This window comes from Mycobacterium sp. (assembly GCF_036490025.1).
GTDB lineage: Bacteria > Actinomycetota > Actinomycetes > Mycobacteriales > Mycobacteriaceae > Mycobacterium.
This window is the reverse complement of the sequence record NZ_DASXEP010000172.1, coordinates 49813-65730: the sequence shown is the minus strand read 5'-3', so window position 1 is coordinate 65730 and position 15918 is coordinate 49813. Positions and strand designations below refer to the sequence as shown.

The 15918-nt window shown below is 67.2% G+C and carries 10 protein-coding genes and 1 pseudogene; 6 read left to right on the top strand and 5 right to left on the bottom strand.

The window, feature by feature from the left end; translation table 11 throughout:
• Positions 1 to 4: 4 nt before the first annotated feature.
• A complete protein-coding gene (gene eccA / locus VGG53_RS20010) occupies positions 5 to 1801 on the top strand; it encodes a type VII secretion AAA-ATPase EccA (protein ID WP_331519843.1) in 1797 nt (598 codons plus the stop codon).
• A gap of 9 nt (positions 1802 to 1810) precedes the next feature.
• Here the strand turns inward: eccA and VGG53_RS20005 are convergent, their stop codons facing one another.
• Together VGG53_RS20005 and VGG53_RS20000 are read right to left on the bottom strand one after the other, a co-directional pair.
• Positions 1811 to 2260, bottom strand: a complete 450-nt coding sequence (locus VGG53_RS20005; RefSeq protein WP_331519822.1) for a nitroreductase family deazaflavin-dependent oxidoreductase — start codon at positions 2258 to 2260, stop codon at positions 1811 to 1813.
• 15 nt (positions 2261 to 2275) lie between these two features.
• The gene (locus VGG53_RS20000) at positions 2276 to 3112 is read right to left on the bottom strand and encodes an NAD(P)H-binding protein (RefSeq protein WP_331519821.1); all 837 of its coding nucleotides are present in this window, start codon (positions 3110 to 3112) and stop codon (positions 2276 to 2278) included.
• 103 nt (positions 3113 to 3215) lie between these two features.
• On the opposite strand from VGG53_RS20000, the gene sigI reads away from it, so the two are divergent.
• Positions 3216 to 4085, top strand: a complete 870-nt coding sequence (sigI, locus tag VGG53_RS19995; RefSeq protein ID WP_331519820.1) for an RNA polymerase sigma factor SigI — start codon at positions 3216 to 3218, stop codon at positions 4083 to 4085.
• Here sigI and VGG53_RS19990 read toward each other — a convergent pair.
• Entirely contained in the window at positions 4082 to 5185 is a 1104-nt protein-coding gene (locus VGG53_RS19990; protein WP_331519819.1) for a MinD/ParA family protein, read from the bottom strand. The two genes, sigI and VGG53_RS19990, sit on opposite strands and share 4 nt — an antisense overlap.
• A 734-nt stretch (positions 5186 to 5919) precedes the next feature.
• Here VGG53_RS19990 and gltB point away from each other — a divergent pair.
• Positions 5920 to 10503 carry a glutamate synthase large subunit gene (gltB, locus tag VGG53_RS19985; RefSeq protein ID WP_331519842.1) on the top strand — a complete coding sequence of 1528 codons (4584 nt, stop codon included), beginning with the start codon at positions 5920 to 5922 and terminating at the stop codon, positions 10501 to 10503.
• Positions 10496 to 11962, top strand: a complete 1467-nt coding sequence (locus VGG53_RS19980; RefSeq protein WP_331519818.1) for a glutamate synthase subunit beta — start codon at positions 10496 to 10498, stop codon at positions 11960 to 11962. The genes gltB and VGG53_RS19980 overlap by 8 nt, the downstream gene beginning before the upstream one ends.
• Positions 11963 to 12327: 365 nt before the next feature.
• On the opposite strand, the gene VGG53_RS19975 is transcribed toward VGG53_RS19980, so the two are convergent.
• The gene (locus VGG53_RS19975; RefSeq protein ID WP_331519817.1) at positions 12328 to 13176 is read right to left on the bottom strand and encodes an LLM class F420-dependent oxidoreductase; all 849 of its coding nucleotides are present in this window, start codon (positions 13174 to 13176) and stop codon (positions 12328 to 12330) included.
• Between the two features lie 64 nt (positions 13177 to 13240).
• Here VGG53_RS19975 and VGG53_RS19970 point away from each other — a divergent pair.
• Positions 13241 to 13669, top strand: a pseudogene (locus tag VGG53_RS19970) (hypothetical protein).
• Positions 13670 to 13691: 22 nt separating this feature from the next.
• Positions 13692 to 14702: a PHP domain-containing protein gene (locus VGG53_RS19965; RefSeq protein ID WP_331519816.1), complete on the top strand. Its 1011-nt coding sequence runs from the start codon at positions 13692 to 13694 to the stop codon at positions 14700 to 14702.
• Here the strand turns inward: VGG53_RS19965 and dinB are convergent.
• On the bottom strand, positions 14691 to 15896 hold the full coding sequence (gene dinB, locus VGG53_RS19960; protein ID WP_331519815.1) for a DNA polymerase IV: 1206 nt from the start codon (positions 15894 to 15896) through the stop codon (positions 14691 to 14693). The two genes, VGG53_RS19965 and dinB, sit on opposite strands and share 12 nt — an antisense overlap.
• Positions 15897 to 15918 lie beyond the last annotated feature (22 nt).

Here is a 15918-nt window from a genome sequence, read left to right as displayed (position 1 = left end):
AGCGATGGCCGTGTTCGACACGGACGTGTCGTCGGCCCAAGCGCGGTTCCGCGAGGCGAGCGATCTGGACCAGTCGATGGCTGACGCTTGGCTGGGCAGAATCGCCGCCGGCGACGAGGCGCTGTCGACGCTTCAGCAGCTGTATGCCTACGGAGCCCGGTTGCACCGGGAAACCAATCGGCTTGGTGTCCGACTCTCAGCGGCTATCAAAGCGGGGCCGTATCTATCGATTTCGGTCACGGAGTCGTCCCACGCCGGGCTGGCGTTGGCGAGTGCCCTGATCGATGACGGCCAGTTCGAGAAATCCAAAGCGCTGCTTGAAGATCCGGGCCTGCTTGACACCTGGGAAAACCACCAGTGGCAGCAGTACCTGCGGGCGTATCTGATGTTCGCCACCCAGCGCTGGCCGGACGTCATCTCGGTGGCGGCAACCATCTTGCCGCCGCAGGCGATCATCATGTCGGCGGTCACTGCGGCCACCAACGCGCTGGCCGCTCACGCGGCGGCCCATCTCGGACAGGCCCGTGTCGCGCTGGACTGGGCGGATCGGGTCGATCTGCGGGCGGGCGGTTCGGCCGAGGCGCGTCGCCACCAGCTGACCGACACCGCGGTGACGGCGATTGACCCCAACGAATTCCCATTGATTGCAGCAGATCTCGCGTATGTGCGCGGGATGGCGCACCGCCAGCTCGGCGAGGAAGACAAGGCCCAGATCTGGCTGTCGAAGGCGACGATCAACGGGGCGCTGATCGAGCCGGCCAAGGATGCGCTGGCCGATCAGCACCTGCAGTTGGTGGTGACCGACGAGGAGACCATCAACACCCGCACCAACAAGTGGGACGTCAGCACCGAGCGCTCCGAGCAGGATCGCCACGAGGAGAAAAACGAAGTTCGGCGCGAAGAGCTGCTGACCGAAGGCCGGGCCCTGCTGAACAACCAGGTCGGGCTCAGCGAAGTCAAGCACGCGGTGGCCGAAATCGAAGATCAGATCGAGGTCCGCGCGCTGCGGATGGCCGCCGGGTTGCCGGTGACCAACCAGACCAACCACATGCTTCTGGTCGGCCCGCCCGGCACCGGAAAGACGACCACAGCCGAGGCGCTGGGCAAGATCTATGCGGGGCTGGGCATCGTGCGCCACCCCGAGATCATCGAAGTCAAGCGGGCCGACTTCTGCGGCGAGCACATCGGTGCCTCAGGCCCGCGGACCAACGAGCTGATCGCGCGTTCGCTGGGACGCATCCTTTTCATGGATGAGTTTTATTCATTGGTGGAGCGTCATCATGACGGGCGGCCGGACATGATCGGCATGGAGGCGGTCAACCAGCTGCTGGTGGCGCTCGAAGTACACCGCTTCGATTTCTGCTTCATCGGCGCCGGATACGAGAAGGAAGTCGACGAATTCCTCACCGTGAACCCGGGTTTGGGGGGACGGTTCAACCGCAAGCTGCGGTTCGCCTCCTACGCTCCGGATGAGCTGGTGGAGATCGCGGTTCGCTACGGCCAACCGCGTGCAACCGTGATCGAGCCGGCCGCGCGCGAAGCGCTGAACATGGCGTGCAAGACGCTGCGGGCCTATCTGGCGCCGGACGGCACGCACGGGATCGACGTCATGCAGAACGGACGGTTCGCCCGCAACGTCATCGAGCGTGCCGAACGGTTACGGGACTCCCGAGTGGCCGCCCAGCACCGCACCGACAGGGGCTCGGTGACCGTCGAGGATCTGGAGACGCTTCGCACCCAGGACATCGTCGCGGCGGTCACCGACGCATGCGCGGAAAAGAATGTGCCGGTCCAGCTTTGAGTGCGACCGTCAACCAGGAGCAATCGGGTCGAACCGAAAGACCGCGATGCGGCCGGCGAGATTCTCGAATTCGTCGGGTGTGCCGTCGACCACCATTCCCGAGCTTTTGGCGAACGCGACACCGACCGGGACCTCGACCGGGAAAATGCGTAGTATCGGGCGCGCCTGTGCGGCAGTAAGTTCCACGATCTGCACCCGTCGCGAACGACGGCCGCGACTGAGTGTGCCGGTGCCGGCGGCGCGGGCGTTGGCGGCCCAGTCCGCGCCGGGATAGCCCGCCACCACGTAGAGGCCGTCGTCGACGTGAAACGGTGTCATCGGCGTGCTGCGCGGCCTACCCGACTTGCGGCCGGGCACCGTCAGCACCATCGCGGGCCCGGTCGGTATGCCGAGTTTCTGTATCGCCATCATCATCTTGTTCATCGGCTTGAGGTAACGGGGCGGACGTGGGTCGGACATGTCTTGTCTCCTTGGTTATTTCGTGAACAGCTGGCGGTGGTCAGAAACCCAACTGGCGAACGGTGTGGCCGGTCGCCCGGTGATCTTCTCGACGTCGTGGGTGACCAGCGCCGGCTTGTCGACGGCGTCGGCAAGCATGGACATGTAGGCATCGGCGAATTCGGCGCCCAGACCTATTCCGATGAAACGCTGCCGTACGACATCGGGCGGAGCCTCGGCGTATCGCAACGGTCGGTCCAGCACGGTGCCGATGATGTCGACCAGCTCGGCGTTGGTGCACGCCTGCGGCCCGGTCAGTGGGATCCGCTGTCCGACAAGCTCATCGGTGAGCAGCGCGTGCGCGGCCACCGCGGCGATATCGGATTCGACGATCGGCGCGCTGGACGCGTCGGCGTACGGCCCGCCAACGACGTCACCTGCCCGGATCTGCGCGGCCCACATACCGGCGAAATTTGTCGCAAAGACCGCGGGCCGCAGGCTTACCCAGGGCAGGCCGGCGTCGATGGAAAGCTGCTCGACTTCCTTGTTGCGGTCGCCGCGAAACCGCGACGGTTGCCGCGCAAAGTCGTCGTCGGCGTTGATAGCCGACAGCGCCACCAGTTTCGCGACGCCGGTGCGTCGTGCGGCGGCTACGACATCGGCGAGACCGTCACCGAGCGCGCGGGAATTGATAAACACCGCCGACGCCCCGGGCACCGCGTCGAGGGCCGAGTGAACCGCCTCGACACCGTCGGGCAACCCGGCGGTCTCCGGGTTGCGGGTAACGGCTCGCACTCGCGCACCCGCGGCGGCGAGCAGCGACACCAGCGGGCGGCCGACATTTCCGGTCGCGCCGGTCACAACAATGGTCATGGTGGCCCCCTGTCAGGGTTCTTTTCATCAAGGACGGGCCAGGAAGTGCGAAAGTTACCGGCGAACCCGGTAACTTTTCGACCGAGCAGATCGTCGTGACTACATGAGCCAATCGCCGTCCGCCGAGGACCAGATCGCCGAGGCCTGGCGAGGCCATCGGCCGTACCTGGTCAATCTGGCCTACCAGATGCTGGGTGACGTCGGGGAAGCCGAAGACGTTGCTCAGGAGGCGTTTCTGCGGCTCTCGCGCACCGACCTCGGCGCGATCGCCGACGTCCGCGCCTGGTTGACCGTGGTGGCGGGCCGGCTCTGTCTCGATCAGGTGCGCTCCGCGCGGGCCCGCTACGAGCGGCCCGGCGACATCGGCGCCGAGCAGGCCGCACTCAACCAACCCGGTCGGCCGGATCCCGCCGACCGGGTGACCCTCGATGACGAGGTGCGCTCGGCGCTGCTGGAGGTGCTGCGCCGGCTGAGCCCCGGCGAGCGGGTGTCGTTCGTGTTGCACGACGTGTTCGGCGTTCCCTTCGACGCCATCGCCCAGACGGTCGGCCGCCCGGTGGGCACCTGTCGGCAGCTTGCCCGCCGTGCGCGGACGAAATTCGCTCTTGCGCAACCGAAGCCGGCCGAGGTCTCGACGGCCGAGCACCAGCTCGTCACGGAGAAGTTCATCACCGCCTGCGCCAACGGCGATCTGCAGGCGCTGGCCGCGGTGCTCGATCCGACGGTGTGGGGCGTCGGCACGCTACTCGGCGATCCCGCCCCGCCGCCGCAGATCAACCATGGGCCGCACGACGTGGCGGTCAACCTGCTTCGCTACCTGGGCCCGGGCGCGACGGTGGTGAGCGGCCCGGCCGGCCAACCCGTGCTGCTGGCCTTCGCCGAGCGACGGCTCTTCGCGGTCATCGTGCTGACGATCGACGAGCAGCTGGTGACCAAGATCGAAGCCACCGCCGATCCGTCGGCACGGGCTTAGTGCGGCTCTCGCGGGCTTTCCGGCCGGGTGGCGAAGAACCCGGCGATCGCCGCGGAGATCTCCAGAAATTTGCGCCGCGTCGTGCGGGCCAGCTCGCTGCGCACGTCGATCACGCCGCCGGGCCGCAGATGCGGGTCGAACGGCACCTGCACCACCGTCTGACCCCGCTGGAGAAACTGGTGCGCGAGTGCCGATCGGTGGCGTTTGTCCGAATGGCCGTCCGAGTCGTTGAGCACCACCACAGTGCGGTGCAGCAGACCGGTCCGCCCATGCGCCGCCAGCCATTCCATCGTCTGCGCCGCAGCTGAAGCGCCGTCCGCCCACGGCGACGACACCACGACCAGCGCGTCCAGGTCGCTGAGCGCCTCCTGGGTGACCGGTGCGTCCATCGTGGAACCGCAGTCGATGATCGCGATGGTGAAGTGGCGGTCGAGCCGCGAGGTGGCCTCGCGGTACAGCGCGGGATCGAGCACCCGTCGCGGCCCGGCGGTGGGCTCTCCGGCCAGCACATACAGCCCCGCCGAATTGCTGCCGACGCGGGTGCTCACGTCGGCGAAGGACCGAAGGTTCTTGTCCGAGGCGATCTCCCAGTACGAGCCGTTGGTCCGCGGGTCGATCCTGCTGCCGAGCCGACCGAACGCGGTGTCGGCGTCGATCGCCACCACGCGGTCCTGGCGGCGCAGCTCGGCGAAGATCGACCCGACGCTGGCGGCGACGGTGGTCTTGCCGACGCCGCCCTTGCCCAGCACCCCCACCTTGTAGTTCCCGCGCAGCGCCGACCCGATCGCGGCCTCGTAGGCGGCGTCCTGCCTCTCACCGGCCGACGGCCCGAGGTTGAGCAGTCCGAACGTGGCCTTGAACACGACGCGGCGCCAGCCGTATTTGGGGCCGGGCTGGCGGGGCGGGTGCGCGCCTCGCGGCGTGAAGTCGATGTCGCCCCACGACCTCCGCTGAGCCGGGACGGGCGGCGGCAGGGGAGCGGGCCGCTGAGGCGGCGCCGAACGGTGCGTGCCGGTCGGCGGACGTGGTGGCGGACCTACCGGCCCGCTCGGTGCTGCGGGCCGTACCCGGGCGCGCAGGAAATCGTCAGGCTCGCTCATGGGCTCGTGGAAATCGACATGTCAGGAGCTCAAGGGATGCTCGGCCAAGCTCATGGATGCATCGTAAAGCCGCCGCGGCCGGCCGAACGACACGATGGGCCAGTCGACCACTGATCCCGCAGGTCAGCGCCGCAAGGCGGGCTCGGCTGCGAAAAAATCCTCGGCAACTTTTGCGGCGCGGTCGCCGGGGCCCGGTGCGGACGGCCCGCACGCGGGGCATCGCCTGCTCGACAAGTCGGTAGAGCCGCGCTGCCACGGCTTTTGCCGGACTGTGTCGCCCGCCACCCGAGCCGACTGTGAGCCGTACGGCCTTTCACCGGTTCGTTGGACGGCCGTCACAGCAAATTGCCGACTCGAAACAGCTGGCAGGCGGCCCGCCGCCGGACCCGTCGAGGCCGGCACAATCGCGTCCAAATGCGCTGCGGCACAGCCTGACCGGGCCGGCCGCGGGGCAGGTCACGTCGCGATGGGGCGGTACCGGCCGCCGGCGGGTTAGAATTGACGAAGTTGGCATGTCAGGCGGGTTTTGTCATATCGTTTTACGACTTGTCGAAAACCGGGAACAGGGCCACCGTCCAGCGCCGTTCGGATCCTCCCCAACCGGATCGTCGTATCAGGCGAGCAGCACATCGACAAGACCGAAGGGGCCTAGCCCGCAGCCTTCAGGGTGCGGTCGCCGACGGGACGATTCGTGAATGCTGCGGCAGAAAGTTTTGGTGAAGGGGCAGATGGGAATGGCGCACAACCGCGTCGGGCTCTACAACCCCGCATTCGAGCATGACTCGTGCGGGGTGGCCATGGTCGTCGACATGCACGGCCGCCGCAGCCGCGACATCGTGGACAAGGCGATCACCGCGCTGGTGAATCTCGAGCACCGCGGCGCCCAGGGCGCCGAGCCGCACAGCGGCGACGGCGCCGGCATCTTGATCCAGGTTCCCGACGCGTTCCTGCGCGACGCGGTCGATTTCGAGCTGCCCGAAGCAGGCAGCTACGCCACCGGCATCGCGTTCTTGCCGCAGTCGTCGAAAGAAGCGGCCGCGGCGTGTGCGGCGGTAGAAAAGATCGTGGAAGCCGAGGGCCTGCAGGTCCTGGGTTGGCGCGAGGTACCCACCGACGACTCCTCGCTGGGCGCACTGTCCCGCGACGCGATGCCCACCTTCCGCCAGGTGTTCATCGCCGGGGCCGACGACATGCAGCTGGAACGCCGCGCCTACGTCATCCGTAAGCGGGCCGAGCACGAGCTCGGCACCAAGGGCCCGGGACAGGATGGGCCCGGCCGCGAAACCGTCTACTTCCCAAGCCTTTCCGGCCAGACCATGGTCTACAAGGGGATGCTGACCACGCCGCAGCTCAAGGCGTTCTATCTGGATTTGCAGGACCAGCGGCTGACCAGCGCGCTGGGCATCGTGCACTCGCGGTTCTCCACGAACACCTTCCCGTCGTGGCCGCTGGCGCATCCGTTCCGGCGCATCGCGCACAACGGTGAGATCAACACCGTCACCGGCAACGAGAACTGGATGCGTGCCCGCGAGGCGCTGATCAACACCGACGTCTTCGGTTCTCATGACGATGTCGACAAGCTGTTCCCGATCTGCACGCCGGGGGCCTCGGACACCGCGCGCTTCGACGAAGCGCTCGAACTACTGCACCTGGGTGGTCGCAGCCTGGCCCACGCGGTGCTGATGATGATCCCGGAGGCCTGGGAGCGGCACCCGTCGATGGACCCGGCCCGGCGGGCGTTCTACGAGTATCACGCCTCGCTGATGGAGCCCTGGGACGGCCCGGCGTCGATGACGTTCACCGACGGCACCATCGTGGGCGCCGTGCTGGACCGCAATGGCCTGCGCCCGTCGCGCATCTGGGTGACCGACGACGGCCTGGTGGTGATGGCTTCCGAGGCCGGCGTGCTGAACCTGGACCCGTCGAAAGTAGTGCGCCGGATGCGGCTGCAGCCGGGCCGAATGTTCCTGGTCGACACCACGCAGGGCCGCATCGTCGCCGACGAGGAGATCAAGGCCGAGCTGGCCGCCGAGCAGCCCTACCAGGACTGGCTCGACAACGGCCTGATCCCGCTGGGCGAGCTGCCGCAGGGCGACTACGTCCGGATGCCACAACACCGGGTTGTGTTGCGCCAGTTGGTGTTCGGTTACACCTACGAAGAACTCAACTTGTTGGTGGCGCCGATGGTGCGCACCGGCGCCGAGCCGATCGGCTCGATGGGAACCGACACCCCGGTCGCGGTGCTGTCCCAGCGCCCGCGGATGCTGTTCGACTACTTCCAGCAGCTGTTCGCTCAGGTGACCAACCCGCCGCTGGACGCCATCCGCGAAGAAGTGGTGACCAGCCTGCAGGGCACCTGCGGGCCGGAGGGCGATCTGCTCAACCCGAATGCGGATTCCTGTCGCCAGATCATCTTGCCGCAACCGGTGCTGCGTAACCATGAACTGGCCAAGCTGATCAACCTGGACCCCGACGTCGAGGTCAACGGCCGTCGGCATGGCTTGCGGTCCAAGGTGATTCGCTGTCTGTACCCGGTCGCCGAGAATGGGGCGGGCCTCAAGGCGGCGCTCGACGAGGTGCGGGCACAGACCTCGGCGGCGATCGCCGACGGCGCGCGGATCATCATCTTGTCCGACCGGGAGTCCGACGAGACGCTGGCGCCGATCCCGTCGTTGCTGGCCGTCTCGGCGGTCCACCACCACCTGGTCCGGGAACGCAGCCGTACCAAGGTCGGCCTGGTCGTGGAGAGCGGCGACGCCCGCGAGGTACACCACATGGCCGCGCTGATCGGCTTCGGTGCGGCGGCGGTCAACCCGTACATGGCGTTCGAATCGATCGAGGTGATGCTCGACCGCGGCGTGCTCGAGGGCCTGGACCGCGAGACAGCGCTGCAGAACTACATCAAGGCTGCCGGTAAGGGCGTGCTGAAAGTGATGTCCAAGATGGGCATCTCGACGCTGGCGTCTTACACCGGCGCCCAGCTGTTCCAGGCCGTCGGCGTCGACGAGGAGATCCTCGACGAGTACTTCACCGGCTTGACCTGTCCTACGGGCGGAATCAACCTCGCCGACATCGCCGCCGACGTCGCGACCCGGCACGCGCTGGCCTTCCTGGACCGGCCCGATGAACGGGCGCACCGCGAGCTCGAGGTGGGCGGGGAATACCAGTGGCGCCGTGAAGGCGAATACCACCTGTTCAACCCGGACACCGTGTTCAAGCTGCAGCACTCCACCCGCACCGGGCAATATCAGATCTTCAAGGAATACAGCCGTCTGGTCGATGACCAGAGCGAGCGGATGGCGTCGCTGCGCGGCCTGCTGAAATTCCGTGACGGGGTTCGCCCGCCGGTGCCGCTCGACGAGGTGGAGCCGGCCAGCGAGATCGTCAAACGTTTTTCGACCGGGGCGATGAGCTACGGCTCGATCTCCGCCGAGGCACACGAGACGCTGGCCATCGCGATGAACCGGCTCGGCGGCCGGTCGAACTGCGGCGAGGGTGGCGAGAACGTCGCCCGTTTCGAGCGCGAAGCCAACGGTGACTGGCGCCGCAGTGCGATCAAGCAGGTCGCCTCGGCCCGCTTCGGCGTCACGTCGCACTACCTGAGCAACTGCTCGGACATCCAGATCAAGATGGCCCAGGGCGCCAAACCCGGTGAGGGCGGCCAACTCCCAGCCGGCAAGGTCTACCCGTGGATCGCCGAGGTGCGGCACTCCACCCCGGGCGTGGGCCTGATCTCCCCGCCGCCGCACCACGACATCTACTCGATCGAGGATTTGGCGCAGCTGATCCACGACTTGAAGAACGCCAACCCGTCGGCCCGGATCCACGTCAAGCTGGTCTCCGAGAACGGTGTCGGCACGGTCGCCGCCGGCGTATCGAAGGCGCACGCCGACGTCGTGCTGATTTCCGGACACGACGGTGGCACCGGAGCCACCCCGCTGACGTCGATGAAGCATGCCGGTGCGCCCTGGGAGCTCGGGCTGGCCGAAACCCAGCAGACGTTGCTGCTCAACGGATTACGGGACAGGATCGTGGTCCAGGTCGACGGCCAGCTAAAGACCGGTCGCGACGTGATGATCGCGGCCATGCTCGGCGCAGAGGAATTCGGTTTCGCCACCGCACCTTTGGTGGTTTCGGGCTGCATCATGATGCGGGTGTGCCACCTGGACACCTGCCCGGTCGGCGTCGCCACTCAGAACCCGGTGCTGCGCGAGCGGTTCAACGGCAAGCCCGAGTTCGTGGAGAACTTCTTCCTGTTCATCGCCGAAGAAGTCCGCGAATACATGGCGCAGCTCGGTTTCCGCACCGTCAACGAGGCGGTGGGTCAGGTCAGATCGCTGGACACCACGCTGGCCCGGGCACACTGGAAGGCACACAAGCTGGATCTCTCGCCGGTGCTGCACGAACCGGAATCGGCCTTCATGAACCAGGATCTGTACAACAGCTCCAAGCAGGACCATGGGTTGGACAAGGCGCTGGACCAGCAGCTGATCGTGATGAGCCGCGAGGCGCTGGATTCTCAGACGCCGGTTCGGTTCTCCACCACCATCGCCAACGTCAACCGCACTGTCGGCACGATGCTTGGCCACGAGGTGACGAAAGCCTATGGCGGCCAAGGGTTGCCGGACGGCACCATCGACATCACCTTCGAGGGCTCGGCCGGCAACAGCTTTGGCGCGTTCCTGCCGCAGGGCATCACGCTGCGGGTGTGCGGCGACGCGAACGACTATGTCGGCAAGGGATTGTCCGGCGGCCGGGTCGTGGTGCGCCCGCCCGACAACGCACCGGCGGACTACGTCGCCGAAGACAACATCATCGGCGGCAACGTCATCCTGTTCGGCGCCACCAGCGGCCAGGCGTTCCTGCGCGGGGCGGTCGGTGAGCGGTTCGCCGTGCGCAACTCCGGCGCTCATGCGGTCGTCGAAGGTGTCGGCGACCATGGCTGCGAGTACATGACCGGCGGCAGGGTGGCGATCCTGGGTAGCACCGGCCGCAACTTCGCGGCGGGCATGTCCGGCGGCATCGCCTACGTCTATGACCGCGAGGACGTGTTGGAAGCCAACCTCAACTCCGAGATGGTGGAACTCGAGGCGCTCGACGAGGACGACCTGGAATGGCTGCACGGGATGCTGCAGGCACACGTCGATGCCACCGACTCCGCAGTCGGCCGGCGCATCCTGGCGGACTGGGCCGGCGAGCAGCAGTGCTTCGCCAAGGTGATGCCACGCGACTACAAGCGGGTGCTGGAGGCGGTGGCCGAGGCCGAGCGCACCGGAACCGATCCCGAAAAGGCGATCATGGCGGCCGCCAGTGCCTGATCCCAGGGGTTTCCTGAAATACACCCACCGCGAGACGCCGAAGCGCCGGCCGGTGGATCTGCGCTTGCGCGACTGGAACGAGGTCTACGAAGACTTCCCGCACACGACGTTGCAGCAGCAGGCCGCGCGCTGCATGGACTGCGGAATCCCGTTCTGCCACAATGGTTGTCCGCTAGGCAATCTGATCCCGGAATGGAACGACCTGGTCCGGACCGGTCGCTGGCGCGACGCGATCGAACGGCTGCACGCCACCAACAACTTTCCCGACTTCACCGGTCGGCTGTGCCCCGCGCCGTGCGAATCGTCGTGCGTGCTGGGGATCAACCAGCCTGCGGTGACGATCAAGCAGATCGAGCTGGACATCATCGACAACGCCTTCGACGAAGGCTGGGTGGTTCCACTGCCGCCGGACCGGAAGACCGGCAAAACAGTGGCGGTGGTGGGCTCCGGCCCGGCCGGGCTGGCCGCCGCACAGCAGCTCACCCGGGCCGGGCACAGCGTGACGGTCTTCGAACGCGCGGACCGCATCGGCGGGCTGCTGCGCTACGGCATACCCGAGTTCAAGATGGAAAAGCGCCACCTGGACCGTCGGCTGGACCAGATGCGGGCCGAAGGCACCGAATTCCGCGCCGGTGTCAACGTCGGCGTCGACGTCACCGCCGAGCAGCTACGCGCCGACTTCGACGCGGTGGTGCTGGCCGGCGGCGCGACCGCCTGGCGCGATCTGCCCATCCCTGGCCGCGAACTTGACGGTATCCACCAGGCGATGGAGTACCTGCCGTGGTCCAACCGCGTGCAGGAAGGCGACGACGTGCTCGGCCCGGACGGTGAGCCGCCGATCACCGCCAAGGGCAAGAAGGTCATCATCATCGGCGGCGGTGACACTGGCGCCGACTGCCTGGGCACCGTGCACCGTCAGGGTGCGGCCAGCGTGCACCAGTTCGAGATCATGCCCCGCCCGCCGGACACCCGCGCGCCGTCCACCCCGTGGCCGACGTACGAGTTGATGCTCCGGGTCTCCGCCGCGCACGACGAGGGTGGCGAGCGGGTCTTCTCGGTCAACACCGAGGAATTCGTCGGCCGCGACGGGCATGTCGCTGCGCTCAAAGTGCACGAGGTGACGATGCAGGACGGCAAGTTCGTCAAAACCGAGGGCAGCGATTTCGAAATCGACGCCGATCTGGTGTTGCTGGCGATGGGCTTTGTCGGCCCGGAGCAACCGGGTCTGCTGACGGACCTGGGCGTGGAGCTCAGCGATCGCGGCAATGTGTCGCGCGGCAACAGCTTCGAGACGTCGGTGCCGGGTGTTTTCGTAGCCGGCGACGCGGGCCGGGGCCAATCGCTGATCGTCTGGGCGATCGCCGAGGGCCGGGCTGCGGCCGCGGGCGTGGACCGGTACCTGATGGGCGAGACCGCCCTGCCGGCGCCGATTGTCCCGACTACAGCTCCGCAACGCTAGTCACATTCGTAACATCAGAAACATTTGATAAATTAGACGGCGAGTCTTACACTGTTTGCCAGCCGAAGGCTGTCTAATAGGTTCGATACGGGCGCCGCGGGGTGTGGTGCCCGGTTGAGCTGATCGACCGCAGGAGTAAGCGCTGTGTATATGAACCCGATGACCCGTTCCCGGGTCGGGCGAATCGCCTGGTCATGGTTCCGACACCCGGTCAAGAGCCGCGAATTCCCCGCAAAACATGAGCGCTTGGTGACCGCGGACGAGCTGCTGCGCTTCGGCGTCTGACTGTCGTTCGGGATGGTCCGCTGATAACGGCGAACGTTTGCTCGATGTGACCATTTCGTGACCCTGGCGCCCGCCACGATTCAGGTGGCCAGCCCCGAATCCCGAATCGCCTCGGCCAGCGGTTCCAGCACGGCCGGGTCGTGCGGCGGCGGGAGATACACGATGCCCAGGTCGAGGCCCTCGGCGGCCAGTCCGGCGGCGTCCTGGACGACCTTCGCGTAGTCGAGGTCAGGCTCCAGCCGAAGGTGTGCCGACGTCATGATCTCCTTCGGGTCGCGGCCGATGTCGGCGCAATGGGACGCCAGCACGTCGCGCTTGTGTCTGAAGACATCCGGTGGCCCGCCGACGAAGTTCCAGTGCTGCGCATAGCGGGCGGTGATGCGCAGGGTGCGCTTCTCACCACTGCCGCCGATGCAGATCGGCGGGTGCGGACGCTGCGGGCCCTTGGGCTCGTTGCGGGCGTCCTTGAACTGGTAGAACGTGCCGTCGAAGTCGGTGGTCTCGTTGCTGAGCAGGCTGGTCAGCACCTCGCAGGCTTCCTCGAACCGGTCGAAGCGTTCTTTGATGCTGCCCAACTCGATGCCGTAGGCGCCGGACTCTTCCTCATTCCATCCGGCGCCGATTCCCAGTTCGAGTCGGCCGCCGGAGACAATGTCAAGTGCCGCAGCCATATTGGCCAGCACCGCGGGGTGGCGGTAGTGAATGCCGGTGACAAGGGTGCCCAGCCGCAGTCGTTTGGTCGCCTGCGCCAGCGCGGTCAGCGTGGTCCAGCCCTCCAGGCAAGGCCCGGCGCTGTCGCTGAAGATCGGGTAGAAGTGATCAAAGGTCCATCCGGACTCGTAGACGTCGATGTCGTCGGCGGCCTGCCAGACGGCGAGCATCTGTGCCCAGGTGGTGTTTTGGGGAGAGGTTTTGAACGCAAATCGCATGAGCCCGACGGTAGTCCAGGTTGTCGACTCGTGGCGTGACGCACGCGAGCACGCCGATCCAACAATGAGCAGCACGCTGCGCATCGACGTCCGGATCACCCTGTTGGCCGCCGGGCTGATCTTCCTGCTCGCCCTGGTGCTCGGTGTGTGGAAGTACCGCTAGATACTGGCGTCGCCGGATCACCGCGCGCATGTTTACGTCGACATCGCCCACCGTGCGGCCCTGCTGTACTCCTTCGCGACGCTGCTGGTGGCGATCTTCGTTCAATTCAGCGCCTGGCCGGTGTGGGTCAACCTGACCGCGTCGATGGTCCTGGTGTTCTTCTTCGTCGCGGCCATCCTCAGCTACATCGAACATGGGCTGCGGCGCGACACCGACAACCAGTTCGCGCACCCCGATCGGGCACTCAAGGCCGGGATGGTTGCGCTGGTTCTCGGCGAGGTCGGCGGCTTCGGGGTGCTTCTTGCCGGCTTCGTCGCCGGACAGTATTAGCTCGCGACGGCACACTGGAGGAATGGACCCGGTAGCCGCTCTGCGACAGATCGCCTACTACAAAGATCGGGCGCGCGAGGACTCCCGGCGGGTGATGGCTTACCGCAACGCCGCCGACATCGTCGAGCGCCTCGATGACGCAGAACGCGAGCGGCACGGCCAGGCAAACAGCTGGCAGTCGCTGCCGGGCATCGGGCCCAAGACCGCCAAGGTGATCGCCCAGGCCTGGTCCGGGCGTGAACCGGACTCTCTCGTCGAATTACGTTCGGCTGCTGAGGATCTCGGCGGCGGTGAAATCCGGGCGGCGCTGCGCGGTGATCTGCATCTGCATTCGAACTGGTCGGACGGCTCGGCGGACATCGAGGAGATGATGGCCACCGCGGCGTCGCTGGGCCACGAGTACTGTGCGCTGACCGACCATTCGCCACGCTTGACGATCGCCAACGGGCTCTCGCCGGAACGGCTGCGCAAACAGCTCGACGTCATCGACGGGCTGCGCGACCGGTTCGCGCCGATGCGCATCCTGACCGGCATCGAAGTCGACATCCTCGACGACGGCAGCCTGGACCAGGAACCGGAGTTGCTGGATCGTCTCGACATCGTGGTGGCCAGCGTGCATTCCAAGCTGTCGATGGATTCCGCGTCGATGACCCGCCGGATGGTGGCCGCGGTGAGCAACGGCCATGCCGATGTGCTCGGCCACTGCACCGGCCGGCTGGTCGCCGGCAATCGGGGCATCCGGCCGGAGTCGTCGTTCGACGCCGAAGCGGTATTCACCGCCTGCCGCGAACACGGCACCGCGGTGGAGATCAACTCCCGCCCCGAGCGCCGTGATCCGCCCACCCGGCTGCTGAACCTCGCGCTGGAAATCGGTTGCGATTTCAGCATCGACACCGACGCCCACGCGCCGGGTCAACTGGACTTCCTGGGCTATGGCGCCCAGCGTGCGCTGGACGCCGGCGTCCCCGTCGATCGCATCATCAACACCTGGCCGGTCGACACGCTGCTGGAATGGACGGCATCAGTCGGGTAGGTGCGGCATTTCCAGCCCGGGGTCGCGGCCGACCAGTACTCCCCGGGTCAGTGCCGACTTTCCGTAGCGACGACGCACCTGGTCGACGGCCGCATCGACGGCACCGGGCTCGGCTCGCGTGGTGAGCGGCAGTGTCAGTTGCTCGGTGCCATCGCGGTCTATCCCGGAGACCGCGAACCCGACCAGCGTCAGTCCCCGCTCGGCGATCAGCGGGCCGGCCGCGGCGACCAGCCGCCGCGCCGTGCCGAGCAGGGCATGCGTCGAGCCGGTGGCCCACGGCAGGGTGTGTGACCGGGTAGCCCGGCCGAAGTCGTTGAACCGCAACCGCAATGTGACGGTCCGGCCGGTGCGCCCGGCGGCGCGCATGCGGCCGGCGATCCGGTCGATCAAGCCGATCACCACCACATCAATTTCGGCAGCCGACATGGTGTTGCCGGCGCGGCCCAGCGCGCGCTGCGCTCCCACCGAACGCCGACGCACACCCGTCGAGACCCGACGCGGATCGACGTTGTGCGACAGGGAATACAACCGGCCGCCCATCGCCCCGCCCACCAGCGAAGCCAGCATGGACTCGCTGAGCTCGGCGACGTCGGCGACCGTCTCGATGCCGTGCGCATGCAGCTTGTCGGCGGTCACCGCGCCGACCCCCCACAACCGCCGCACCGGCAGCGGATGCAGGAACGCGAGCTCGTGTCCGGGCGGAACCAGCAGCAGGCCATCGGGTTTGGCTACCTGGCTGGCGACCTTGGCGAGGAATTTCGTCCGCGCGATGCCGACCGTGATCGGCAGCCCGACCCGGTCTCGGACGTCGGCGCGCAGCCGGGCCGCGATTTCGACCGGTGTCCCGGAAACCCGGCGCAGCCCACCCACGTCGAGGAACGCCTCGTCCACCGAAATCGGCTCCACCAGCGGCGAGGTGTCGCGGAACACCTCGAAGACCGCGCCGCTGGCCCGCGTGTAGGCGGCCATCCGGGGCGGGACCACCACGGCCTGCGGGCACAGCCGGCGCGCCTGGGCGCCGCCCATCGCCGTGCGGACACCGTAGGCCTTGGCCTCGTAGCTGGCGGCCAGCACCACGCCGCCGCCGACGATCACCGGCCGGCCGCGGAGGCCGGGGTCGTCTCGCTGCTCGACCGACGCATAGAACGAGTCGAGGTCCGCGTGCAGAATGGACGCCTCGGTCGACACGAACATATGTTCGCATCGATGTGTGACG

Excerpts from the sequence above, each read along its gene's own strand:
- eccA (WP_331519843.1), top strand. The coding sequence starts at position 5 with ATGGCCGTGTTCGACACGGACGTGTCGTCGGCCCAAGCGCGGTTCCGC.
- VGG53_RS20005 (WP_331519822.1), bottom strand. The coding sequence starts at position 2,260 with ATGTCCGACCCACGTCCGCCCCGTTACCTCAAGCCGATGAACAAGATG.
- VGG53_RS20000 (WP_331519821.1), bottom strand. The coding sequence starts at position 3,112 with ATGACCATTGTTGTGACCGGCGCGACCGGAAATGTCGGCCGCCCGCTG.
- sigI (WP_331519820.1), top strand. The coding sequence starts at position 3,216 with ATGAGCCAATCGCCGTCCGCCGAGGACCAGATCGCCGAGGCCTGGCGA.
- VGG53_RS19990 (WP_331519819.1), bottom strand. The coding sequence starts at position 5,185 with ATGAGCGAGCCTGACGATTTCCTGCGCGCCCGGGTACGGCCCGCAGCA.
- gltB (WP_331519842.1), top strand. The coding sequence starts at position 5,920 with ATGGCGCACAACCGCGTCGGGCTCTACAACCCCGCATTCGAGCATGAC.
- VGG53_RS19975 (WP_331519817.1), bottom strand. The coding sequence starts at position 13,176 with ATGCGATTTGCGTTCAAAACCTCTCCCCAAAACACCACCTGGGCACAG.
- VGG53_RS19965 (WP_331519816.1), top strand. The coding sequence starts at position 13,692 with ATGGACCCGGTAGCCGCTCTGCGACAGATCGCCTACTACAAAGATCGG.
- dinB (WP_331519815.1), bottom strand. The coding sequence starts at position 15,896 with ATGTTCGTGTCGACCGAGGCGTCCATTCTGCACGCGGACCTCGACTCG.